This is a genomic window from Lysinibacillus sp. G4S2, from assembly GCF_030348505.1.
Classification (GTDB): domain Bacteria; phylum Bacillota; class Bacilli; order Bacillales_A; family Planococcaceae; genus Lysinibacillus.
Genome location: NZ_JAUCFJ010000002.1, coordinates 5,468,626 through 5,491,412, shown reverse-complemented (window position 1 = coordinate 5,491,412; position 22,787 = coordinate 5,468,626). Strand labels below are relative to the sequence as shown.

Sequence of the window (22,787 nt, the reverse complement as noted above, 5' to 3'; positions counted from 1 at the left end):
GCTGCTAATCTCCTTTACAGTTCAATACAATTACAGCAATAAAAAAGCGCATTTATAGTAATGGTAAATACGTTCATTTTACAATTCGTCCACAAACTCACAAGCTGTGGATAAAAGTTAACCAAAGGCTGTGATAAAAATTATCCACAGCATATCAACAGTTGTGGATAAAATAAAAGTTAATTTCAGTTTTCAACAAAGTGAAGCACAGTTATCGTATCAGAAAAACAAAGCTATTTCAATAGTTTGTGAAACTTATCCACATAGCTTTGATTTATTCACTTTAGAGTTGTCCACAGCATCTGCTTATGTGAAAAAGCTGTAGATAAATGTTGTGGATAAAAAATAATGCAAAAAATACTATACACAACTCTGTGTAAAAAAAACAAGTACTCTGTGGATAATTTAACTGCAAATATTTTTTGTACCGAAATCGTAGCGACAGGTACAGATGTTTTATGTAACGTAAGTGAAACGGCAGTTACAGATTTATAGGTGGTGAGATAAAGGCAGGTTTAAGTTATTTATGAGTGGGTGTCTAAAAATCTGCTGAAGTAATTTAAATAAGTAAATGAGGATCAGTACTAAAATTCTGTTCTTGATTAAAAAATAGGTTTATCTGAAACTGCGTGGAGCGGAGGAAGGAGAGTGTTCCTGTTACTTTGCTTTCATCGTAGAGCAAAGCTTGCTGAGGGAGGAGCGTAGATCTAAGACACCATAGGAGGCTCAGGTCGCGCTCTAGCAGTATCCTCCTGGAGTCAAGTGCATATTTTAGTGGGGAGCTTAAAATATATACCTAGACTCATTTAAAGAAATTTATGAAATTCGTTGACAAAATAACTAGTTACTTTATATAATGTTCAGGTCTGTATGTTGAAAAACTCAACTTTCATTCAGGAGGTGTCTATATAAATGAAACGTACTTACCAACCAAAAAAACGTAAGCACAGTAAAGTTCACGGTTTCCGCGCACGTATGAGCACGAAAAACGGCCGTAAAGTTCTTGCTGCTCGTCGTCGTAAAGGAAGAAAAGTATTATCAGCATAAAATAAGTCCACTGAGACACATCAGTGGTCTTTTTTTTCTTTATTTTTGGTAAACCTAGAAATGAGGATCAAAAGATAATTATTTAGTAGCAGGTGAAAGTAATGAAAAAACGCCAACGAGTGAAAAAAAACGATGATTTTCAAAAGGTGTTTAAAAAGGGGAAATCTTTCGCTAATCGTCAGTTTGTCGTTTATTTTTTAGAAAAAGAGGGACAAACGGAATTTCGTGTAGGTTTATCAGTTAGTAAAAAGCTTGGGAATGCGGTAACACGCAACCAGATCAAACGCTATATTCGACAGAGCATTCAAGAATTAAAGGATGAGCTAAAACCGAATATGGACTATGTTATTATCGCCAGACAACCGGCGGCCACTATGGATTTTCATGAAGTGAAACAAAGTTTGCAGCATGTTCTACGAATCGCAAAAGTATTAAAGAAAACGTAATATGAAAGGCAAACTAAGTGGTAAATAGCACATTGATTTCATATATTTCTGCGCAAAAGTGAAGCTATAATAAATACACATAGGGGTATTTATGAGTAAGGTTTCACAGCAATATATGAAAAAAAGTAACAGTACTTAGCAAATATATGCACATTGTTAGAATATTTAGTAGAGTGAAACGTTATATGCATGATAAAATAACTGATAACTTTATTCAGTAGCAAAGAATCTGTAAATGAATAAAGAAGAAGAACGCATATAGTTTTAGAAAAAGTGAATAGTATTTGTAGGGGGAAAAAGGTTGAAGAAACAACTTTGGGTAATTTTGTCGCTAGCATCAGTAGCATTACTACTATCTGGCTGTACAGAATTCAATGAACCGATCTCCAAAGAAAGCACAGGCTTCTGGAATGAATTCATTGTTTGGCCTTTAGTATCAGTGATAAAATACTTTGCTGAATTGCTTGGTTCATATGCATGGGGGATCATTGTTGTAACGATTATCATTCGTTTAGCAATTCTTCCATTGATGATTAAACAAACAAAGAACTCTAAAAAAATGCAAGAAGTTCAGCCGAAATTGAAGGAATTGCAAAAGAAGTATGCTTCTAAGGATGCACAGACACAGCAACAATATCAGCAAGAAATGATGAAGCTTATGAGTGAGTCGGGTGTTAACCCACTTGCTGGATGTTTACCTGTAATCATTCAAATGCCAATTTTAATTGGTTTCTATCATGCGATTAGTCGTATGAATGCTACACCTGCTTTTGATTTAGGTAATTTCCTTATCTTCCCATTAGCAGAGCCTGCACCGGCATTAGCAATTACTGCTGGTATTATGCAATTTTTAGTTTTACGTACGGGCCCAGCGATGGATAACCCTCAAATGAAGATAATGATGTACATTATGCCAATTATGATTATTAGTTTTGGTATAGCATTACCAGCAGCATTATCACTATACTGGGTAATCGGAAACATTATCTCGATTATGCAAAACCTGTATATTTATAAACCTTGGGAAAAAAATAAAACACAACCTGCTCAAAATGGAGGGGCTAAAAAGTGAAACAACTTACGCAAATAGGCGCAACAACACAAGAAGCGATCTCATTGGCGTTACAGAAACTTGGCAAAACCCGTGAACAAGTAGATGTTGAAGTTTTACAAGAAGGTAAAAAAGGATTTTTAGGTTTTGGGGCACGATCTGCAGAAGTTCGTGTAACAGTAAAGGAAGTACAGGTTCGACCAACAATTGAGGTAGAAAAAGCTGAACAGCAAAATATGGCTCAATTTGACGAACCAGCAGTAAAAGATGATGTTGAAACAATAAGTTTACAAGTTTCTGAACAACCAAGTGAAATCGAAGCTGTTCAACAAGTCGTAGAGGATCAAAAAGAGGAAGAAGAAGCCTCAGTAAACCCGATTGAAGATGCAAAGGCTTATTTAGTAAATATTGCTGAACAATTGGATATTCATGATCTTGAAATTGAAACGACACGTGAAGGGAAATATGTTATATTTCAACTGAAAAGCGAGAAAGCTGCACTGCTTATAGGGAAACGTGGTCAAACATTAAATTCCTTGCAGCAATTAACACAACTTGTGTTAAATAAAAGTGCCAAGCAGTTCTTAATGGTGAAATTAGACGTAGAAAACTATCGTGAACGTCGTCAAGTAGCATTGGAGTTACTGGCAGATCGTATGGCGGATAAAGCACTTCGCTTAAATCAGCGAGTGACATTTGAACCAATGCAGTCATACGAAAGAAAAATTATTCATAATCAATTGGCAAATCGCTTTGATATTGAAACATACTCAGAAGGAACGGAGCCTAATCGTTATTTAGTAATTGAACCTGTAAATAACGATTAAACTTCGTAAAATAACATACAGACATAATAAAGGTCATTTTATCGTCATGATAAAATGGCTTTTTTTATCTGTTACAACAACTAACTATATATTTTTAATTGTGGATAACTGAATGCGTAGTTTTCGTCTAGGCTAAAAAATTATAGTATCTAACGTTCGCAATTTTTGTCGAATACGTGGCTATAATGTAAAGCTTTCTGATTATCCACAATTGGAAATGATACTTACTTTAGATTTTGCAGAAAATATGTTAGTCTAAGGTGTTAGTAAGTATTGGTCGGTTTTGTTTATCCACATGTGGATAATGTTAAGGAGGTCATTAAATGGAGTTCGATACAATTGCTGCGATATCCACACCAATGGGTGAGGGAGCTATTGCCATTGTTCGCTTAAGTGGGGACGAAGCAGTCGCAATTGCAGATAAAATATTCAGATCGCCTGGTGGAAAAAGTTTAACAACGAAGGCTACGCATACAATTCATTATGGACATTTGGTCGATCCAAAAACAAATGAGGTTGTAGAGGAAGTAATGCTGTCATTAATGCGCGGACCTAAAACATTTACCCGTGAGGATGTAGTAGAAATAAACTGTCACGGGGGACTAGTTTCGGTGAACCGTGTATTAAAGCTAGTATTAACTAATGGAGCAAGACTCGCAGAGCCAGGTGAATTTACGAAACGTGCATTTTTAAATGGACGTATCGATTTATCACAGGCGGAAGCGGTCATGGATTTAATTAGAGCGAAAACTGATAGAGCGATGAATGTAGCGTTGGGACAAATGGATGGCAAATTATCGCGCCTAATTGGTGACTTACGCCAAGCATTACTAGAGACATTAGCGCAAGTAGAGGTTAATATAGATTATCCGGAGTATGATGATGTAGAAGAGATGACAGTACCAGTATTAGTGGAAAAATGTACGTGGGTACGAAATGAAATTAGTAAACTTCTGCAAACATCTTCTCAAGGAAAAATATTACGAGAAGGTCTATCAACAGTTATTTTAGGCCGCCCAAATGTCGGGAAATCCTCTCTTTTAAATAGTTTAGTACAAGAGAATAAGGCCATTGTGACAGATATTGCAGGTACAACTCGTGATATTATAGAAGAGTACGTCAATGTGCGTGGTGTTCCACTTCGTTTAGTTGATACAGCTGGTATTCGAGAGACAGAGGATATCGTTGAACGAATTGGTGTTGAACGTTCACGTGAGGCGTTACGCGGCGCAGATTTAATATTATTTGTATTAAACTACGCAGAAGAATTGACTGCTGAGGATGAGCGTCTATTCGAAACGATTGAAGCGATGGATTACATCGTTATTGTCAATAAAACAGATCTACCGCAAAAAATTGATGTAGCACGCGTCAAGGAGCTAGCGGGTAACCGTCGCGTTGTGACAACATCTCTTTTACAAGAAGAGGGCATCACAGAGCTAGAGGAAGCGATTGCTGCGTTATTCTTTGAAGGGCAAATTGAAGCGGGCGATTTAACATATGTTTCAAATGCAAGACATATTGCATTACTGCATCAAGCACAAGCAACGGTGGAGGATGCATTAACTGCAGCCCAAGCCGGTGTACCTGTTGATATGGTGCAAATAGATGTAACAAGAACATGGGAAATACTTGGTGAAATTATTGGTGATACAGTACAAGAAAGCCTAATCAATCAGTTATTTTCACAGTTCTGCTTAGGGAAATAATTTTACTAAAGAAAGGGAGATACGAGCTATGCCAACAAAATATGAGGCAGGCACGTTTGATGTTATCGTAATTGGCGCAGGTCATGCAGGATCTGAAGCTGCACACGCTGCTGCCAAAATGGGTGCTAACACACTGATGTTAACAATCAATTTAGATATGATTGCATTTATGCCATGCAATCCATCCATTGGTGGTCCTGCCAAAGGAATTGTAGTACGAGAAATTGACGCACTAGGTGGCGTCATGGGGAAAGTTATTGATAAAACGCATATTCAGATGCGTATGTTGAATACAGGAAAAGGTCCTGCTGTACGTGCATTACGTGCACAAGCAGACAAAGTTTTATACCAACAAGAAGTGAAACGTGTGTTGGAGGAAACTGAAAACTTAACAATGCACCAAGGAATGGTGGAAGAGTTAATTATCGAAGACGGGGAAGTAAAAGGTGTAATTACACAAATTGGTGCTATTTATCGTGCTAAAACAGTTGTGATCACAACAGGTACATTCCTTCGTGGTGAAATCATTATTGGAGACATTAAATATTCAAGTGGTCCAAATAACCAACAACCATCAATCCGTTTAGCAGATAACTTAAAAGAGCTCGGCTTTGATCTTGTGCGTTTTAAAACAGGTACACCACCACGAGTGAATAATCGTACAATTGATTATGATAAAACAGAGATTCAACCAGGAGATGATGTTCCACGTGCTTTCAGCTTTGAAACAACTGAATTCATTATGGATCAGCTTCCTTGCTGGTTAACTTATACAAGTCCAGAAACACATGAAATTATCGAGGCAAACCTACATCTTTCACCGATGTATTCAGGGATGATTAAAGGGACAGGTCCTCGTTATTGTCCATCTATTGAAGATAAAGTTGTGCGATTTAATGATAAGCCACGTCACCAAATTTTCTTAGAGCCAGAAGGTCGTAATACACGTGAAGTATATGTACAAGGTTTATCAACTAGCTTGCCAGAACATGTACAAACACGTTTACTAAAATCAATTCCAGGTTTAGAAAAGGCGGAAATGATGCGTGCTGGTTATGCTATTGAGTACGATGCAATTGTGCCAACACAATTATGGCCAACGTTAGAAACAAAACGTATCAAAGGATTGTATACTGCTGGTCAAATCAACGGAACATCAGGTTACGAGGAAGCGGCTGCTCAAGGCTTAATGGCTGGGATGAATGCTGCTGCTAACGTGCTTGGTAAAGAAGAATTAATCTTAAATCGTTCAGATGCTTATATTGGCGTTTTAATTGATGATCTAGTAACAAAAGGAACAAATGAACCGTATCGCTTACTAACATCTCGTGCAGAATATCGTTTACTACTTCGTCATGATAACGCTGATTTACGTTTAGTAGAGCTAGGTTATAATATTGGGATGATTGCTGAGGAAAGATATGCAAAATTCAATGAGAAAAAAGAGCTGATTGATAACGAAATTGCACGTCTTCGTGAAGTAATTATTAAACCAAATGAAGCAACACAAGCTGCTATTCGCTCTGTAGGTGGAAGTGAGCTAAAAGATGGTATTCGTGGCGCGGATTTATTAAAACGTACAGAAATGCATTATGATTTAATTTCTTCGTTAATTCCAGCAGACGTAGAGCTTTCGGATGAAGTGAAGGAACAAATTGAAATTCAGCTTAAATATGAAGGTTATATTGAAAAAGCATTGCAACAAGTTGAAAAGCTTCATAAAATGGAAAATAAAAAAATCCCTGAAAATATTGATTATGACGCTATTTCAGGTCTAGCAACAGAAGCTCGACAAAAATTAAAACAAGTTATACCACTTTCCATTGCCCAAGCATCGCGAATCTCTGGTGTAAATCCAGCAGATATTTCAATATTACTTGTTTATATTGAGCAAGGTAAAATCGCACGTGTTAGCGGTGAATAATTAAGAGCAGTAAAGTGAATATGAGGCGGGCATACCATTGTGCCCGCTTCCTATTTTTAGGCTATGCTATTTTTACAAATCAATAATAGATAGTGAAGCCATATAGATAAAGGAGACTTTACATGAACGAACAACAATTTTTTGAGGCACTAAAGGAGAAGGGCATCGAACTTTCAGAAAAGCAGATGGCTCAATTCAAAAAATACTTTGAGCTACTTGTTGAGTGGAATGAAAAGATGAACTTAACTGCTATTACCGATTTACAAGGTGTTTATTTAAAACACTTTTATGATTCGATTAGTGCCTCTTTCTATTTTGATTTTTCAAAAGTGACGACAGTTTGTGATGTTGGAGCAGGAGCTGGTTTCCCAAGTATTCCGGTTAAAATCTGTTTCCCGCATTTACACGTAACAATTGTCGATTCTTTAAATAAAAGAATTACATTTTTAAATCATTTAAGTGATGAGTTGCAATTAGAGAATATGCATTTTGTTCATGCTCGTGCAGAGGAATTTGCTCAAAATGTGAAATATCGTGAGCAGTTTGACGTTGTAACAGCCCGTGCAGTAGCCCGTTTAACGGTCTTATCGGAATTATGTGTACCATTAGCAAAACAAGGTGGCTATTTTGTTGCTTTAAAAGCAGCAGCAGGTGCAGAAGAATTAAAAGAAGCAAAAAAGGCATTGACTACATTCGGGGTTACGCTAAAAGAAGAATTTTCTTTCCAGCTACCTGTTGAAGAAAGTGACCGTATTTTATATATCTTTGATAAAATAAAAGGAACACCAAAAAAATATCCGCGTAAACCAGGTGTACCAAATAAATCACCGATTCAATAATTAGTGTTTCATGTGAAACTTCTCAAAGTAGAAAATATTTTTTCTATTTTGAGCATACATACTAGTTATGGATGGTTCACGCAAATGACATCTATGAACTATATACATTTTAAGAAATATAATAAATAATAATAGAATGACACAGAGCAAGATAGTTACTTAAAGGTGGTGCCACTTGGATGAAAAGTCCTTTTTCACGTTTTTTTGGAGGCGGAAATAAAACTGAGCCTATTGTGAAAAATGAAGTAGAACAAGCAGAGGCGGTTCATACAGCAGAAGAAGTTATAAAGCTACCTATTGATCAAATTGTACCTAACCGTTTTCAGCCACGTACTATTTTTGATGATGAAAAAATTGAAGAATTATCAAGAACCATTCATACACATGGTGTGATTCAGCCAATTGTTGTACGTAAAACAGCAGAAAATCAATATGAAATCATTGCTGGTGAGCGTCGTTATCGAGCAATGAAAAAGCTACAATGGACAGAAGTTCCGGCCATTATAAGAAATTTAACTGATAAGGAAACAGCTTCTATCGCGTTAATCGAGAACCTACAGCGTGAAGAGTTAACTGCAATTGAAGAAGCTGTGGCCTATCAAAAATTATTGGAGCTTCATGAGCTGACACAAGAAGCTCTAGCCCAACGACTCGGAAAAGGACAATCCACGGTAGCCAATAAATTACGCTTATTAAAGCTGCCTGAAGAAGTGCGGCAAGCCATTTTGAAGCGTGAAATCTCTGAACGACATGCACGTGCATTAATTGCGATAAAAGATCAGCCATTACAGCTAGAAATTTTACAACTAACGATAGAAAATGATTGGAATGTTCGTCAGTTAGAAGAGCAAATTCATACTTTATTACATCCTGTAGCGGCAGAACAAGAAGAAACACCGAAGAAAGCAAAGCCTAAACGTAAGGCGATTAGTAAAGATGTGCGTATTGCTTTGAATACTATTAAACAATCATTATCTATGGTAACGAAGAGTGGTATAACAGTGAAGACTGAAGAGGAAGATACAGAGGAATATTATCAAATTACAGTGAAAATACCTAAAAAGAAAAAATCTTAAGTCGTGATTGAAGTTTTATTAGAAAAATAAAGAATTAACTTTTATGACATCTTCAAAGTTGAGGATGTCATTTGTATAACGTATACCATGTATATAAGTTGATTGGAATGAAGGCTAGGTGACGCCCCTAGAAAAGCGCCCAGCCGGAACGAAAATCAACCCTACGTTATGATGATGAGCCGCTTTTATATCTCTGTACGAAGGAGGCATCTCAGTAATTTTTCTGAGATGTCTCCTTTTTTGCATATATTCTTAATATTTTATACAACTATCTTCTGTTTTTTTGATAGAATGAAAGTAAGATAGCGGTATTGAACAGTGATTTTACAAATGATTTGTCAAAGCGAACTTTGATAGATGAAAGCAGGTGCTTTTAAATGGGTAGAATTATAGCAATCGCCAATCAAAAGGGTGGCGTAGGGAAAACAACGACATCGGTCAATTTGAGCGCTTGTCTAGCATATTTAGGGAAGAAAGTGCTCTTAATCGATACTGATCCACAAGGAAATACAACAAGTGGACTTGGTGTTAATAAAGGAGACCTTCAAGGCTGTATTTATGATGTGCTAATTGATGATGAAAACGTTGAAAATGTCATTAAAGAAACAAATGTCGAAAACTTAGCAATTGTTCCGGCAACCATTTCACTAGCAGGAGCAGAAATTGAATTAGTTTCGACAATTTCAAGAGAAGTACGTTTAAAGCATGCACTTCAAGATGTAAAAGAGGACTATGATTATATTATTATTGATTGTCCACCGTCGTTAGGGCTTTTAACAATTAATGCTTTAACTGCATCAGATGCACTTATTATTCCTGTACAATGCGAATATTACGCATTAGAGGGGCTAAGCCAGTTGTTATCCACCGTCCGTTTAGTGCAGAAGCATTTAAATCAGCAATTATATATTGATGGTGTATTATTGACGATGCTTGATGCGCGAACAAACCTAGGCTTACAAGTTATTGATGAAGTAAAAAAATATTTCCAAGATAAAGTATATAAAACAATTATTCCTCGTAATGTGCGATTAAGTGAGGCTCCAAGTCATGGGCAGCCAATTATCACTTATGACGCAAAGTCAAGAGGTGCAGAAGTTTATTTAGAGATGGCGAGGGAAGTGATTAAAAATGGCTAAAGGTTTAGGAAGAGGCATAGGTGCATTATTTCCTGGAGAGTCTTTAGAACAAAGTGGGCACGTGGAAGAAATACAATTAGAGTGTATCGTTGCAAACCCATTCCAGCCTCGTAAAATTTTCGATGAAGAAACTTTACAAGAATTAGCAGACTCGATACAGGAACATGGTATTTTACAGCCAATTGCTGTCCGTAAAAAAGGGCGGAAATATGAAATCGTTGCTGGGGAACGCCGCTATAGAGCGACTCAATTAGCTGGATTAGAAGTTATTCCAGCTATTATAAAAGAGCTATCAGATGCGCAAATGATGGAGCTAGCTATTTTAGAAAATCTACAGCGCGAAGATTTGACAGTTATCGAAGAAGCTGAGGCATATCAAAGCCTAATGGAAAACTTACATCTAACGCAGGAGGAGCTATCCAAACGATTAGGGAAGAGTAGACCGCATATTGCTAACCATGTCCGTTTACTAGCATTACCAGAGGATGTTCGTGCGTTCATGAATGATGGCACAGTATCGATGGGACAAGGGCGAGCATTACTAGGATTAAAAAATAAAAGAAGAATATCGGAAGTAGCAAATAGGGTCATTAAACAAGGTTTAAATGTCCGTCAAGTTGAAATGCTAGTACAAAATTTAAATGAAGAAGTTTCACGTGAAACAAATCAACCGAAGAAAAAGGATATATTTGTTGCAGCTAAGGAAACACAATTACGTGATTATTTTGGAACGAATGTCCAAATTAAGAAAGCTAATAATAAAGGGAAGATTGAAATTGAATTTTACTCTGAAGATGATTTAGAACGTATATTAGAAATACTAAATTTACAGGAAGAATAATAGAAATATCAATAACGTAATCAGAGCGCCGAGCTAAAAGGCGCTCTCTATTTTTCTAGAGAGAAAGAAGGGTAGAACGTGGTATTATTAGGGACACTCATTAACGCTTTACTCATTATGACAGGTGCATTAGTAGGGCGCATTTTTAAAAATATTCCTGAATCGATGAAGTCTTCTGTATTATCAATCATCGGTTTAGCAGTTGCACTTTTAGGGATTAAAATGGGCTTTGAAAGTGATAATTTTATTATTTTAGTGATAAGTTTAGTTGTTGGTACAGTAATTGGTGAGTGGTTAGATTTAGATAAGCAAATGAATAGACTCGGGCAATGGGTAGAATCTTTATTCAGCAAAAAACGTTCTGATAATAATAATCAAAGTATTGCAGAGGGTTTTGTAACAGCCTCATTAATATTTGTAGTTGGCTCTATGGCTGTAATAGGTGCACTCGATAGTGGTCTGCGCAATGATCATAATGTGCTTATTACGAAAGGAATAATCGATGGATTTACATCGATTATTTTAGCATCTACTTTAGGGATTGGTGTGTTGTTGTCTGCTGTTCCAGTATTTATATATCAAGGATTAATTGCACTATTTGCAGGTGCCATTAGCTCTTTTGTACCAGATGCAGCTTTACAAATGTTTATTACAGAAATGACTGCTGTAGGCGGTGTGATGATTTTTGCCATTGGTTTAAATATAGCAGGCTTAACTAAGATCAAGGCTGCTAACTTGCTGCCAGGTATCATTGTTGTCGGCTTTATGGTTGCTATCTTCTATACTTTTCAGTGAGTAGCGATGTACAGCGAGTAATAGAGCTCTTGAAAGTTTTTCAGCCATTGCATACGAAATATGAAGTCTTGTGTTTTGTAAAACAAGCATTTCCATAAAGCCTCCAATATTGACGATGCCCTTTACAGAAATGTCACCGATTGGGGGTAATTGTTTTTTTACAGCTTTCCCCGGAAAAATTGGTCCATTCTGTACAGAAATATGTCCAACATTTTGTTCACTTCCAAGACATGCATCAATCGCAATAATGAAAGGTTTTATAGTATGATTGTGTAGCTGTTGCATAGAAGTGTCTAAATTAAGAGCATGCAAAGGATCATCTAAAGAGCCTACAACTTCATATGGAAAGCTAACAGACTTTTTTAGAAAGCTGCCTGTTAATGGGCCGAGTGTATCACCTGTACAACGGTCACTTCCAATACAACAAAAAATAAGGCGTTCATGATGAAAGGGTATATGTTCTAAAAATAATGTACTTAACTGCCAAACAGCATTTTTACTTTCATGATGAAGAGAATAAGGGAGTACTAAATTTGGTATAGTATTCATAAAAAAACTCGCTTTCCTTTTTATTTGTAAGAAGTGCTCGATTTTTATGCAGTATACGCAAATTTTTAGCAAGTTATTCAAGAGGTGGTATTAATGGATTACTTTAACGAAAAGGTAATTAAGAAATTTTGGGACACGTTGATGTCAGAGACGTTTTGGGAAAATATATTAAATGCTTCAATTAAAATTACGCTTATTTTGTTAGCATCGTGGATAGTTGTACGATTAGGTAAAAAATTTATTAAAAAAGTATTTTTAATACGAATGAGTTCACCGCTAAACCACTCAGAACGTCGACAAAAAACAATTGCAAGACTATTACAAAGTGTCATCTCCTATGTCGTTTATTTTTCAGCAATCATAGCTATTCTTTCTATCTTACATATTAAGGTGGCGGGGTTATTGGCTGGAGCAGGGATTGTCGGTTTAGCAGTCGGTTTTGGTGCGCAAAGCTTAGTTAAGGATGTCATTACTGGATTCTTTATTATTTTTGAAGACCAATTCGGTGTAGGCGATTATATAAAAATAAATGCAGCAGAAGGAACTGTTGTAGAAATCGGTTTACGAACAACAAAGATTAATGGTGCTACTGGCGAGCAGTTTATTATTCCAAATGGTGCGATCGGTGAGGTTGTCAATTATTCAATAAATAACTCTAAAATTTTCATAGATTTACAAATGATGACGGATGCAGACTTTGAAAAGGCAGAAGCCATTATTAAAAAGTATTTAGAAACTCTACCAGATATTCATCAAGAGCTTGTAGCAGTACCAGTCTTTTTAGGCGTACAAAGTGTTAAGGGTACAGAGGTAACTATTCGTATAGTTGCAGAAACATTGGCACAGCAACAATACGGGGTGGCGCGTGCAATTCGTCGTGATGTTACAAGACTCTTTGAGGAAAATAATATACCAATGGCTCATCCGAAAATGATGTTGTATGGTATTAATGGGAAAGAAGAGGGGAGAAGTGAATAATATGGAAGCGAAGAAATTTGGTCTCAATGATATTGTTGAAATGAAAAAGCAGCATCCATGTGGCACAAATGAGTGGAAAATTATTCGTATGGGGGCTGATGTACGTATCAAATGTGAAGGCTGTCAGCATAGTGTCATGATTCCACGTCGTGAATTTGAGAAAAAAATGAAAAAGGTTTTAATTCCCGCTAGTGAAGAGTAATTTAGATGTGTATTAGACTTTTTATGAGTGAATCAATATAATAGATAGGGTTATACAGTGATTAATCGGTGGGGATTTTCTGCGTCCTCACAGTATCCGTTAGTACGGGAGATAATAGCAAATTTGAACTGATTATAGAAAGGTTGTGTCCATTTATGGCATTAACAGCTGGAATCGTTGGTTTACCTAACGTTGGAAAATCAACATTATTTAACGCAATTACAAAAGCGGGCGCATTGGCTGCAAACTATCCATTCGCAACAATCGATCCGAACGTCGGTATTGTTGAAGTACCAGATGCACGTTTAGATAAATTAACAGAATTAGTAACACCTAAAAAAACAGTACCAACAGCATTTGAGTTCACAGATATTGCTGGGATCGTAAAGGGTGCTTCAAAGGGTGAAGGGTTAGGGAATAAATTCCTTGCTCATATTCGTGAAGTAGATGCAATTTGCCAAGTTGTACGTTGTTTTGTTGATGAAAATATTACGCACGTGTCAGGTGGAGTAGATCCGATTGACGATATTGAGGTCATTAATTTAGAGCTTGCACTTGCTGATTTAGAATCTGTTGATAAGCGATTACAACGTGTTGGCAAAATGGCAAAGCAAAAAGATAAAGAAGCAATGATTGAAGAACCAATCCTTGTAAAAGTTAAAGAACAATTAGAAAATGGGCGACCAGCACGTGCTGCAGAGCTTTCGGAAGACGAGCTAAAGGTTATTAAAGGGCTACATCTTTTAACAATTAAACCTATGCTTTATGTAGCGAACGTTTCAGAAGATGAGGTTGCTGACGCTGATAATAACGAATATGTGCAAAAGGTACGTGAGTATGCAGCTGCTGAAGGCGCTCAAGTTATCACTATTTGTGCAAAAATCGAGGAAGAAATTTCTGAGCTTGATGATGAAGAAAAAGCGATGTTCTTAGAAGAACTAGGCATTAAAGAATCTGGTTTAGACCAATTAATCCGTACTTCATATGATTTACTAGGACTAGCAACTTACTTCACTGCTGGAGTACAAGAGGTACGTGCATGGACGTTCCGTAAAGGTATGAAGGCACCACAATGTGCTGGAGTCATTCATACAGACTTTGAACGTGGATTTATTCGTGCAGAAACAGTTGCTTTCGATGATTTACTAGAAGCTGGTTCTCAACCTGCTGCTAAAGAAGCTGGTAAAGTACGTCTTGAAGGTAAAGAGTATGTAGTACAAGACGGCGATGTTATGTTATTCCGTTTCAATGTGTAAAAAACGAACAGGGGCAATCTTTCAATAGATTGCCTTTTTTGTATATATTTTTATCTAAATTTTCAATCTGGAGGATTAGTATGAACATATTACAAATAAAAGATCGTGGTTTAGAAATTGAGCAGCTAGGTAGATTGCCAAAAGATATATTAGAGGTTATTTATGAACACCAATTGTTTAAGCTATTCACAGCAAAGGAATTAGGAGGGAAAGATTTAGATTTACTAGAGGGCATGAAAGTATTTCAACAAATGTCTGCCCTTGATGGAAACTTTGGCTGGCTTGTTACGATCGGGACTGGTGGTAACGCATTTATCCCAACATTAAACCAAGATGTTTGTGAAAAAATCTATTCACCAAGAAATGCAGTAATAGCAGGGAGTGGTTATCCTACAGGAACAGCGATAAAAATGGATGGGGGCTATCGTGTAACAGGGCAATGGAAGTATTGTAGTGGAGCAGATTATGCTACAACTTTTACGATGAATTGCTTTGTCGAGAATGAAGGTATTAGAACAGATGAAATAATTAGTTGCTCAGTAGATCGTGACCAAGTAGAGGTAATGAACGATTGGCGAGCAATGGGCTTAAAAGCGACAGCTAGCCATACGATTCGTGTACAAGATGTTTGGGTACCTGAAGAGGAAACATTCCAATTGGGCATAATTAAAAACAAGTATGGAAGTGCAGTACATAGTTTTCCGTTTGGTGCATTTGCAGAAGCTTCTTTTTTAAGTGTTTGTCTTGGGATAACAGAAAACTTTTTAGAAGAGGCGTCTAATTTAGTGAAGCAAAGAAACTATGATCCAAGTCGTGCTGAACGTATGGGGGCATTACAATTTTTATTGATGCAGCAAAAGAAAAACGTTAGACAGCTAGAGGAGCAATTTTATTCAAAGTTAAATGAATACTGGCAAAAACATAAAGAAGGTCATGACTTAACTGAAGAGGAACTACAACAATTTTCACGAATGAGTAAAGACATTGCAGCAGCTTGTATAGATAGTGCCAATAGCTTAATACGCAGACTCGGTATGGATGCAATTACGGAAACATCTTCGATAAATCGTATTTGGAGAAATTTATATACAGCTGCACAGCATGGTTTTTTAACCCCATAAATTTGTGTTATAAATAGAATTTGCTTTAGAGCCAAGCAGATTCTATTTATAACGTGTCTCTAATCCAAGTTATTTCTTTTCCTCGGGCATATATACATAAAGCTTAGGTAAATGAGGATCATCCTGTATTAACGCATTTTTTGGATATTTACGTAATGCTTTATACATAGAAAAATCACCGACTGCTCCAGCTATTAAAAAAGCACCCACTACTATTAAAACAGTACTGTTAAAGTAGAAACCAGCAATTGTCGGAAGGACGCCAGTTGTCCAAAATGGAAGTAATAAAGCTTTTTTCATTGCATGGTTTGGTAATGGTTGTGAAGTTGTTGCGTACGCTACGCCAAGCTCTAAATTAAGGCCATATTTTAACGATTTAAAGGGTACGCCTCCAAAGACCATAAAACCAATCAAATGAAAGGCTTCATGTAATACAATGAAAACAATATACAGGATTGCAAAAAGTATAGACCCGCCAATCATACTCCAAAATGAAAAATCAAAATCTTTAAAGCAAATATATTGGATAGCTACAAATAATATAACGAGACCGCTTGTAACAACAATATTGTCCATCATTAGTTTTTTTATATCCAACTCTATTACGATTGGTTCTTTATCTGGTAGCATGAAAGCTCTCCTTTCATGAATCAATTATATTTATTATATAGAATGATTTCTTTGTTTGCGACTTGAAAGAATAGTGCCTATATGTTACAATTCATTGATGTGAGTAATAATTATTACTTGCTCCTTGCTCCCTGTATACAGGAGAGCCTAAGTCCATAAGGAGGTGTAAACAGATGAGAAAATACGAATTAATGTACATCGTACGTCCGAACATTGAAGACGAAGCGAAGAAAGTTTTAGTTGAACGTTTCAACGAAATCTTAACTTCTAACGGTGCAGAAGTCATCGAATCAAAAGAGTGGGGCAAACGCCGCTTAGCTTATGAAATTCAAGACTTCCGCGAAGGTTTCTACCAAATCGTGAAAGTTAACGCTACTTCAGAAGCAATTAACGAATACACACGTCTTGCTAACATTAGCGAAGATATCATTCGTCACATTGCTGTTCGCCAAGAAGCATAATCATTTAACAAAATGCTGAAAAAAGGAGGTTGCATTTCTGATGATAAACCGTGTCGTATTAGTTGGAAGACTAACAAAAGATCCTGAGCTACGTTATACACCGAATGGAATTGCGTCTACGCGATTTACAGTTGCTGTGAATCGAACATTCTCAAACCAACAAGGTGATCGCGAAGCTGATTTCATTAGCTGTGTTGCTTGGCGCAAACAGGCTGAAAACCTAGCGAACTTCATGCGAAAAGGAAGTTTAATTGGAGTGGAAGGTCGCATTCAAACAGGCAGTTATGAAGGACAAGATGGTAAACGAGTATACACAACAGATGTAGTGGCAGATAGCGTACAGTTTTTAGAACCTCGTAGTGGTAGTGGTGCTCCTGCATCTCCTCAATACGGTGGACAGACTTACGGTAATAACCAACCGTCATATGGCGGTGGTCAACCACAACAACAGTTTGGTGGTGCTATGCCAGGACAGGGTTCATTTGGAGGCGATGCTTATCAGCAAAATCAACCACCTATGAATCAGCCGAATTATACACGTGTAGATGAGGATCCATTTGCTAATAGCAAAGGACCGATAGAAGTATCTGAGGATGATTTACCATTCTAATACTTCTAAAATAAAAAATGATAAGGAGGAGACACATTATGGCACCACGTCGCGGAGGCCGCAAACGCCGTAAAGTTTGCTACTTCACTGCTAATAACATTACGAAAATCGACTATAAAGATGTGGATTTACTTAAAAAATTCATCTCTGAACGCGGTAAAATCTTACCACGTCGCGTAACTGGCACTAGCGCTAAGTACCAACGTAAATTAACTTCAGCTATCAAAGTATCTCGTATCATGGGATTACTTCCATTCGTAGCAGAAGATAAATAAGATATGAAAAAGTACACCATGGGTTATTTAACCTTTGTTGTACTTTTTTTTATGTACTTAATTTTAAATTTATGTAGAAATATAAAAAATGTGGCTATCCACTAAAACGTGCGGTTGATTTCCGTTCCGACTGGGCGCTTTGTAGCTGCCGCTACGCTTTCGCTACAGAAAACATTTGTTGTTGCTGTCGCTACGCTTTCGCACAGAGCAAAGCTTCCTGGGGGCGTCCGATGAGCCGCTTCACTCGCGTTGCTCGCTCCAAGGTCTCATCTGTGACGCTGATCCCCAAGGAGTAGCCCAGTCGGAACGAAGATCAACTAATATACAACGCATATATTTTAAAAAATGTCATCCGCAATTTTTGGTGATGAGCCAAAAATGTGTTAAAGCATCGTTTGTTAAATAAAAATAAAACATGGGAAAAATATACTCCCATGCTCTATTTAAAAATCCGTACTCCATGCTTCAGTTTCATTATCATACAAAAAATTTACATATGCATGTTCAACATTCAATTCTTGCTGTAAATAATCAATAAAAGATTGAAACATTTCTTCGTTTATTTCTTCTTTTTTGTTATTTAATCGAATATTAAGCGTAGGTGTACCTCTTGTATGATATGTGGGCGTAAATGAAATACTTTCCGGTTCCCCAAATGTTTTAGTTATATAACTATAAACTTCTGGTCTTAATTGTTCTATGAATTTTGCTTCTTCTTGAATTGTTATATCGTCTTCTATTTGTTTCGTATTTTTATTTTCATAAACCTTGAACGTTTTTTGTGTTTCTGTATTTAAAATCATTGCAGCATATTCAAAATCAGGATATTGATCATCACTATCATAAAGGACATGGGGGATTTCGTATTTCATAGTTGGATATTTCTCTTGTATGTATTGTTCTGCTTGTGAAATTACCTTTTCCTCCTCTTTTTCATCTTGTGTCAACGATGCCCTATAATTAAATAATGAAAAGACAGTCCCGAATATTAGTAATATTACTAGTCCTCCAATTGAAAAAATGAATATGCTCCAACCTGTTAGCCATTTATTCATCTTATCACCTCCTATATTAAGTATATCTAATTATTGGGGATTAGCGTCACAGATGAGACCCTGGAGCGAAGCGGGGAGGGGAAAGAAGGCTAAAAGCATCCCGTTCTGTGATAACGCCTTCGTGACCAACTTCGTGTTGGCCCGACGCCCCAAGGAAAGCGCCCGGTCGGAACGGAAATCAACTGCACGTTATGGTGATGAGCTTAGTTTATCTCAGTAATTGCTCTATATATTACCATTTGCTATTATTATGAGAATTTATTACACTCTTACTAGACATGAATAAAGAAAAGATGCAATGTTAGAGATTGAGAAACAATCGACTAAGGACATTTTTAAAACAAGACGGCTTATAATCATTTCGATTAAAAGCCTTTTTTCATGTGACAAATTGTAATATTAAGTGCTCTTTCGATAAAAAATCTCCCATATAGCTATGTTTTTAACATCTTAGTCATGGGTTCTACAAAATTAATGACAAAGCATATGGTTGTTCTTAGCGTTTTTTGTTCAATAACGTGAAAAGATGGTACAATAAAGGACAGTAAGTTTGACTGAAAAAAGGAAGGTTTTCAATGCCGAATAATCAAACAAAGGCGCTTGTACAAGGCTCAATGATGGTCGCAATCTTTACGATTCTAATGCTTATTTCAGCATACGTACCACTTATTTTTATAGTAGGTCTAATATTTGCTCCACTGCCGATTGCTTGGTATAGCGCAAATTACAAGCGTTCCTCATCAATACTCGTAGCAGTAGTAGGCTGTACCTTAACCACTTTAACGAGTGGCATAACTATGTTGCCATTTGCCTTTATTTTGGCATTAATTGGTGTCATTATAGGAAATGCAATTTATTTAAAGAAGAGCAAACTTTACCTATTCATGTCATCTGGGATTGCTTTTCTTCTATCATCGACAATTGTCTATGTAGCCTATGTGCAATTTGCTGGTATCAACATAATTAACATGAGCTTGGAGCTTTTACGTGAAAATTATGAGCAATCAAATGAACTTGCAAAAAGTGTGACAGGTCAAGAAGTATTTCAGCCAGAGATGATTGATGCAATGTTAAAAACAATTGAGCTGACAATACCTGCAACAGTAACAATCTCTGCATTTTTCGCAGCATTTATTATCATAACGTTAAATTTACCTGTATTAAAACGTCTTGGTTTAGACGTACCGAAATTTGCACCGTTTCAAAATATGCGTCTACCACGATCTATTCTGTGGTATTACATGATTGTGTTGTGCATTAATTTATTTATGCGTCCAGAACTTGGATCTACATTAGATATTATTGTTTTAAATGTTTCTTATATTTTATGGGTGTTACTAATTCTGCAGGGGATTTCCTTTATACATTATTTCATTTCTAAAAAGGGAATGCCGAATGGTGTCAAATGGATAGCTACTTTGTTAGCCTTACCATTAGCATCCTTTATGATATTGCTAGGTATATTAGATTTAGGTTTCGATGTACGTTCACTTGTGAAAGGGAAAACTCAAGAATAAGGGGCTGATGTAGTGGGGACTTTTAGAAAACGACCAATTCGCTATCCGCTTTTTGTTCTTTCCATTTTTGGCATTGTGACGTTCGTGCTTCTATGTATTTGGAATATCGGGGTAGGTATTGGTTATGGAGTAGGTTTTGTTCTATTAGTAGCCTATACGTGGAAGGTAGAACAGATTACCTTTGAAGAAACAGAAAAGTATATTGAATCCATCTCCTTCCGCATGAAAAAAGTTGGGGAAGAAGCATTGCTAGAAATGCCAATTGGAATTTTACTTGTAAATGAGCAATATGAAATAGAATGGTCGAATCCATATATGCAAAGTGTTTTGAATATGGAAAATTTAGTAGGTGAAGGAATCGTTAATATATCTGATGACATCTACGTGCTAATGAAGTCCGAGGAGACCAACGAAGATACAATTACGCTCCGTGATCGTAAGTACCGAGTTTATTATAAAAAAGAAGAGAATTTGCTATATTTCTTTGATATTACTGAGCAAATAGCTATTGAAAAACAATATTATGCAGATCGTACAGTCATTGCGATTTTATTTGTTGATAACTATGACGAAATTACGCAAGCAATGGATGATCAACCGCGTAGTTTAACGAATACGATGGTGACATCCATTGTTAATGATTGGGCGGCTGAGCAAGGGATATTTGTGAAACGAATATCATCTGATCGTTTTTTAGCTGTATTAAACGAATCCATTTTAATGGAGCTTGAAAAGAAAAAATTTGCTATTTTAGATACCATTCGAGAAAAAACAGCGCAAAAAAATATGTCATTAACATTAAGTATTGGTGTTGGTGCAGGATCATCTTCATTAGTAGAACTTGGTGAATTAGCACAATCAAGTCTAGATCTTGTTTTAGGTCGTGGTGGTGATCAGGTTGCCATCAAGCAACCTAGCGGAAAGCTAAAATTCTATGGTGGGAAAACGAATCCAGTTGAGAAACGTACGCGCGTTAGAGCACGTGTTATTTCCCATGCATTACGTGATTTAATTCAGGATAGTGATCAAGTGTTTGTTATGGGACATAAAAACCCTGATATGGACTCTATTGGTGCCTCTGTTGGTGTACGTAAAATGGCACAGATGAATGATGTAAAGGGCTATGTCATCTTAAATTTTGACGAATTAAACGGCAGTGTAACGCGTTTAATGAGTGAAATTGAGAGTAAATCGGATTTCTATGAAAATTTCCTAACACCTGAGGAAGCTGCGACAAGAATGACAGAAAAGTCATTGCTCGTTATTGTCGATACGCATAAACCAAATCTAGTCATCGATTCACATCTATTGAAGCTGGCTGAAAAAGTTGTAGTGATTGATCACCATCGTAGAAGTGAGGATTTTATAGAAAATCCAACGCTTGTTTATATGGAGCCGTATGCTTCGTCCACAGCTGAACTTGTGACAGAGTTACTCGAATATCAACCAAAACGGGCAAAGATTAATATGCTAGAGGCTACTGCATTACTGGCGGGAATTATTGTAGATACGAAGAGTTTTACACTGCGTACAGGAGCCCGTACTTTTGAAGCAGCTTCATATTTACGGACAAATGGTGCCGATACAGTGTTAGTACAGCGATTACTAAAAGAAGATGTCGATACGTATATTGAGCGTTCTAAAATAGTGCAAACTGTTAAGTTCGTGAAGCCAGGTGTTGCTATTGCTGTAGGTGAAGAAGCAAAAGTGTATGATTCTGTACTAATTGCGCAAACCGCAGACATTTTACTAACAATGAAGGATGTTAGTGCTTCCTTTGTCATAGCACATCGTTCAGATGGCAAAATCGGCATAAGTGCAAGATCACTTGGCGAGGTAAACGTACAGCTTGTTATGGAAAAGCTTGGCGGCGGTGGGCATTTAACGAATGCAGCTTGCCAAATCGAAGCAAATTCCATTGCTGGAGTAAAAAAATATTTAGAAGAGGCCATAAATGAGGTACTCGAAGGGAGTTCGGAATCATGAAAGTAGTATTTTTAAAAGATGTTAAAGGAAAAGGGAAAAAAGGAGAAATTAAAAATGTAGCAGATGGCTATGCACAAAATTTCTTAATTAAAAATGGCTATGCGGCCGAAGCAAATGCACAGTCAATGAGTCAATTAGAAGGGCAAAAGAAATTAGAAGCTAAAAATGCTGCTGCAGAATTAGCTGAAGCAAAAGAATTAAAAGAAAAATTAGAGGCTTTAACAGTAGAATTAAAAGCAAAATCAGGTGAAGGTGGTCGCCTATTTGGTTCAGTATCTACAAAGCAAATTGCTGATGCACTTCAAAAAGCACATGGCTTTAAAATTGATAAACGTAAAATGACTTTAAGTGATGGAATTCGTGCGCTAGGATTTACAAATGTACCTGTAAAACTACATCATGAAGTATCTGCAACATTAAAAGTTCATGTAACGGAAGAATAAGGGGCGGCAA

At 36.7% G+C, this 22,787-nt stretch carries 25 protein-coding genes; 22 read left to right on the top strand and 3 right to left on the bottom strand.

The genetic code is table 11. The annotated features are described in order from the left end of the window. The first annotated feature begins 348 nt into the window (after window positions 1–348). From QUF91_RS28025 to QUF91_RS27970, 12 genes are all read left to right on the top strand, one after another. Entirely contained in the window at window positions 349–495 is a 147-nt protein-coding gene (locus QUF91_RS28025; protein ID WP_289420007.1) for a hypothetical protein, read from the top strand. Window positions 496–912: 417 nt separating this feature from the next. After that, window positions 913–1,047 (top strand): 50S ribosomal protein L34, encoded by a 135-nt coding sequence (gene rpmH / locus QUF91_RS28020; protein ID WP_004233310.1) that lies wholly within the window; start codon window positions 913–915, stop codon window positions 1,045–1,047. A gap of 101 nt (window positions 1,048–1,148) precedes the next feature. Then, complete coding sequence (gene rnpA, locus QUF91_RS28015; RefSeq protein ID WP_285397749.1) at window positions 1,149–1,493, top strand: ribonuclease P protein component; 345 nt, start codon at window positions 1,149–1,151, stop codon at window positions 1,491–1,493. A 301-nt stretch (window positions 1,494–1,794) separates the two neighbouring features. Further along, window positions 1,795–2,565, top strand: a complete 771-nt coding sequence (yidC, locus tag QUF91_RS28010; protein ID WP_285397748.1) for a membrane protein insertase YidC — start codon at window positions 1,795–1,797, stop codon at window positions 2,563–2,565. Beyond that, complete coding sequence (gene jag, locus QUF91_RS28005) at window positions 2,562–3,371, top strand: RNA-binding cell elongation regulator Jag/EloR (RefSeq protein ID WP_285397747.1); 810 nt, start codon at window positions 2,562–2,564, stop codon at window positions 3,369–3,371. Before yidC ends, jag begins: the two co-directional genes overlap by 4 nt. Window positions 3,372–3,694: 323 nt before the next feature. Next, window positions 3,695–5,080, top strand: coding sequence for a tRNA uridine-5-carboxymethylaminomethyl(34) synthesis GTPase MnmE (gene mnmE, locus QUF91_RS28000; protein ID WP_285397746.1), 1,386 nt, complete (start codon window positions 3,695–3,697; stop codon window positions 5,078–5,080). Between the two features lie 28 nt (window positions 5,081–5,108). After that, window positions 5,109–7,004: a tRNA uridine-5-carboxymethylaminomethyl(34) synthesis enzyme MnmG gene (gene mnmG / locus QUF91_RS27995; RefSeq protein ID WP_285397745.1), complete on the top strand. Its 1,896-nt coding sequence runs from the start codon at window positions 5,109–5,111 to the stop codon at window positions 7,002–7,004. 122 nt (window positions 7,005–7,126) lie between these two features. After that, entirely contained in the window at window positions 7,127–7,843 is a 717-nt protein-coding gene (gene rsmG / locus QUF91_RS27990; protein WP_285397744.1) for a 16S rRNA (guanine(527)-N(7))-methyltransferase RsmG, read from the top strand. 179 nt (window positions 7,844–8,022) lie between these two features. Beyond that, the gene (gene noc, locus QUF91_RS27985; protein ID WP_289420006.1) at window positions 8,023–8,919 is read left to right on the top strand and encodes a nucleoid occlusion protein; all 897 of its coding nucleotides are present in this window, start codon (window positions 8,023–8,025) and stop codon (window positions 8,917–8,919) included. Window positions 8,920–9,296: 377 nt separating this feature from the next. Then, complete coding sequence (locus QUF91_RS27980) at window positions 9,297–10,058, top strand: ParA family protein (RefSeq protein ID WP_285397742.1); 762 nt, start codon at window positions 9,297–9,299, stop codon at window positions 10,056–10,058. Continuing rightward, the gene (locus QUF91_RS27975; RefSeq protein ID WP_289420005.1) at window positions 10,051–10,899 is read left to right on the top strand and encodes a ParB/RepB/Spo0J family partition protein; all 849 of its coding nucleotides are present in this window, start codon (window positions 10,051–10,053) and stop codon (window positions 10,897–10,899) included. The genes QUF91_RS27980 and QUF91_RS27975 overlap by 8 nt, the downstream gene beginning before the upstream one ends. A gap of 78 nt (window positions 10,900–10,977) precedes the next feature. Then, entirely contained in the window at window positions 10,978–11,694 is a 717-nt protein-coding gene (locus tag QUF91_RS27970; RefSeq protein WP_289420004.1) for a DUF554 domain-containing protein, read from the top strand. Here QUF91_RS27970 and yyaC read toward each other — a convergent pair. Further along, a complete protein-coding gene (gene yyaC / locus QUF91_RS27965; protein WP_285397739.1) occupies window positions 11,611–12,243 on the bottom strand; it encodes a spore protease YyaC in 633 nt (210 codons plus the stop codon). The genes QUF91_RS27970 and yyaC overlap by 84 nt on opposite strands. Before the next feature lie 93 nt (window positions 12,244–12,336). Between yyaC and QUF91_RS27960 the strand changes: the two genes are divergently transcribed. From QUF91_RS27960 to QUF91_RS27945, 4 genes are all read left to right on the top strand, one after another. Further along, complete coding sequence (locus tag QUF91_RS27960) at window positions 12,337–13,221, top strand: mechanosensitive ion channel family protein (protein WP_285397738.1); 885 nt, start codon at window positions 12,337–12,339, stop codon at window positions 13,219–13,221. Window position 13,222: 1 nt separating this feature from the next. Beyond that, window positions 13,223–13,423: a DUF951 domain-containing protein gene (locus QUF91_RS27955; RefSeq protein WP_285397756.1), complete on the top strand. Its 201-nt coding sequence runs from the start codon at window positions 13,223–13,225 to the stop codon at window positions 13,421–13,423. A 155-nt stretch (window positions 13,424–13,578) separates the two neighbouring features. Then, on the top strand, window positions 13,579–14,679 hold the full coding sequence (gene ychF / locus QUF91_RS27950; RefSeq protein WP_285397737.1) for a redox-regulated ATPase YchF: 1,101 nt from the start codon (window positions 13,579–13,581) through the stop codon (window positions 14,677–14,679). 80 nt (window positions 14,680–14,759) lie between these two features. Beyond that, window positions 14,760–15,800 carry an acyl-CoA dehydrogenase family protein gene (locus QUF91_RS27945; RefSeq protein WP_289420003.1) on the top strand — a complete coding sequence of 347 codons (1,041 nt, stop codon included), beginning with the start codon at window positions 14,760–14,762 and terminating at the stop codon, window positions 15,798–15,800. 69 nt (window positions 15,801–15,869) lie between these two features. On the opposite strand, the gene QUF91_RS27940 is transcribed toward QUF91_RS27945, so the two are convergent. Continuing rightward, the gene (locus tag QUF91_RS27940) at window positions 15,870–16,430 is read right to left on the bottom strand and encodes a DUF3267 domain-containing protein (protein WP_285397735.1); all 561 of its coding nucleotides are present in this window, start codon (window positions 16,428–16,430) and stop codon (window positions 15,870–15,872) included. 173 nt (window positions 16,431–16,603) lie between these two features. Between QUF91_RS27940 and rpsF the strand changes: the two genes are divergently transcribed. From rpsF to rpsR, 3 genes are read left to right on the top strand one after another with little or no spacing between them, the layout of a single operon-like run. After that, a complete protein-coding gene (gene rpsF, locus QUF91_RS27935; protein ID WP_285397734.1) occupies window positions 16,604–16,891 on the top strand; it encodes a 30S ribosomal protein S6 in 288 nt (95 codons plus the stop codon). A gap of 40 nt (window positions 16,892–16,931) precedes the next feature. Beyond that, window positions 16,932–17,501, top strand: a complete 570-nt coding sequence (gene ssb, locus QUF91_RS27930; protein WP_285397733.1) for a single-stranded DNA-binding protein — start codon at window positions 16,932–16,934, stop codon at window positions 17,499–17,501. A gap of 35 nt (window positions 17,502–17,536) precedes the next feature. Continuing rightward, window positions 17,537–17,776, top strand: coding sequence for a 30S ribosomal protein S18 (gene rpsR / locus QUF91_RS27925; protein WP_289420137.1), 240 nt, complete (start codon window positions 17,537–17,539; stop codon window positions 17,774–17,776). Between the two features lie 443 nt (window positions 17,777–18,219). Here the strand turns inward: rpsR and QUF91_RS27920 are convergent, their stop codons facing one another. Beyond that, window positions 18,220–18,831, bottom strand: coding sequence for a hypothetical protein (locus QUF91_RS27920; RefSeq protein ID WP_285397731.1), 612 nt, complete (start codon window positions 18,829–18,831; stop codon window positions 18,220–18,222). A 575-nt stretch (window positions 18,832–19,406) separates the two neighbouring features. Here QUF91_RS27920 and QUF91_RS27915 point away from each other — a divergent pair. The 3 genes from QUF91_RS27915 to rplI are packed head-to-tail and all read left to right on the top strand — an operon-like array spanning window position 19,407 to window position 22,777. After that, window positions 19,407–20,348 carry a YybS family protein gene (locus QUF91_RS27915; RefSeq protein WP_285397730.1) on the top strand — a complete coding sequence of 314 codons (942 nt, stop codon included), beginning with the start codon at window positions 19,407–19,409 and terminating at the stop codon, window positions 20,346–20,348. A 12-nt stretch (window positions 20,349–20,360) separates the two neighbouring features. Continuing rightward, window positions 20,361–22,334 carry a DHH family phosphoesterase gene (locus QUF91_RS27910; protein ID WP_289420002.1) on the top strand — a complete coding sequence of 658 codons (1,974 nt, stop codon included), beginning with the start codon at window positions 20,361–20,363 and terminating at the stop codon, window positions 22,332–22,334. Continuing rightward, window positions 22,331–22,777: a 50S ribosomal protein L9 gene (gene rplI / locus QUF91_RS27905; protein ID WP_285397728.1), complete on the top strand. Its 447-nt coding sequence runs from the start codon at window positions 22,331–22,333 to the stop codon at window positions 22,775–22,777. Before QUF91_RS27910 ends, rplI begins: the two co-directional genes overlap by 4 nt. The last annotated feature ends 10 nt before the right edge of the window (window positions 22,778–22,787 follow it).

Bases quoted from the DNA above. Each gene is read 5' to 3' on its own strand.
- QUF91_RS28025 (WP_289420007.1), top strand. From the start codon at position 349: ATGCAAAAAATACTATACACAACTCTGTGTAAAAAAAACAAGTACTCT.
- rpmH (WP_004233310.1), top strand. From the start codon at position 913: ATGAAACGTACTTACCAACCAAAAAAACGTAAGCACAGTAAAGTTCAC.
- rnpA (WP_285397749.1), top strand. From the start codon at position 1,149: ATGAAAAAACGCCAACGAGTGAAAAAAAACGATGATTTTCAAAAGGTG.
- mnmE (WP_285397746.1), top strand. From the start codon at position 3,695: ATGGAGTTCGATACAATTGCTGCGATATCCACACCAATGGGTGAGGGA.
- mnmG (WP_285397745.1), top strand. From the start codon at position 5,109: ATGCCAACAAAATATGAGGCAGGCACGTTTGATGTTATCGTAATTGGC.
- rsmG (WP_285397744.1), top strand. From the start codon at position 7,127: ATGAACGAACAACAATTTTTTGAGGCACTAAAGGAGAAGGGCATCGAA.
- noc (WP_289420006.1), top strand. From the start codon at position 8,023: ATGAAAAGTCCTTTTTCACGTTTTTTTGGAGGCGGAAATAAAACTGAG.
- QUF91_RS27980 (WP_285397742.1), top strand. From the start codon at position 9,297: ATGGGTAGAATTATAGCAATCGCCAATCAAAAGGGTGGCGTAGGGAAA.
- QUF91_RS27975 (WP_289420005.1), top strand. From the start codon at position 10,051: ATGGCTAAAGGTTTAGGAAGAGGCATAGGTGCATTATTTCCTGGAGAG.
- yyaC (WP_285397739.1), bottom strand. From the start codon at position 12,243: ATGAATACTATACCAAATTTAGTACTCCCTTATTCTCTTCATCATGAA.
- QUF91_RS27960 (WP_285397738.1), top strand. From the start codon at position 12,337: ATGGATTACTTTAACGAAAAGGTAATTAAGAAATTTTGGGACACGTTG.
- QUF91_RS27955 (WP_285397756.1), top strand. From the start codon at position 13,223: ATGGAAGCGAAGAAATTTGGTCTCAATGATATTGTTGAAATGAAAAAG.
- ychF (WP_285397737.1), top strand. From the start codon at position 13,579: ATGGCATTAACAGCTGGAATCGTTGGTTTACCTAACGTTGGAAAATCA.
- QUF91_RS27945 (WP_289420003.1), top strand. From the start codon at position 14,760: ATGAACATATTACAAATAAAAGATCGTGGTTTAGAAATTGAGCAGCTA.
- QUF91_RS27940 (WP_285397735.1), bottom strand. From the start codon at position 16,430: ATGCTACCAGATAAAGAACCAATCGTAATAGAGTTGGATATAAAAAAA.
- rpsF (WP_285397734.1), top strand. From the start codon at position 16,604: ATGAGAAAATACGAATTAATGTACATCGTACGTCCGAACATTGAAGAC.
- ssb (WP_285397733.1), top strand. From the start codon at position 16,932: ATGATAAACCGTGTCGTATTAGTTGGAAGACTAACAAAAGATCCTGAG.
- QUF91_RS27920 (WP_285397731.1), bottom strand. From the start codon at position 18,831: ATGAATAAATGGCTAACAGGTTGGAGCATATTCATTTTTTCAATTGGA.
- QUF91_RS27915 (WP_285397730.1), top strand. From the start codon at position 19,407: ATGCCGAATAATCAAACAAAGGCGCTTGTACAAGGCTCAATGATGGTC.
- rplI (WP_285397728.1), top strand. From the start codon at position 22,331: ATGAAAGTAGTATTTTTAAAAGATGTTAAAGGAAAAGGGAAAAAAGGA.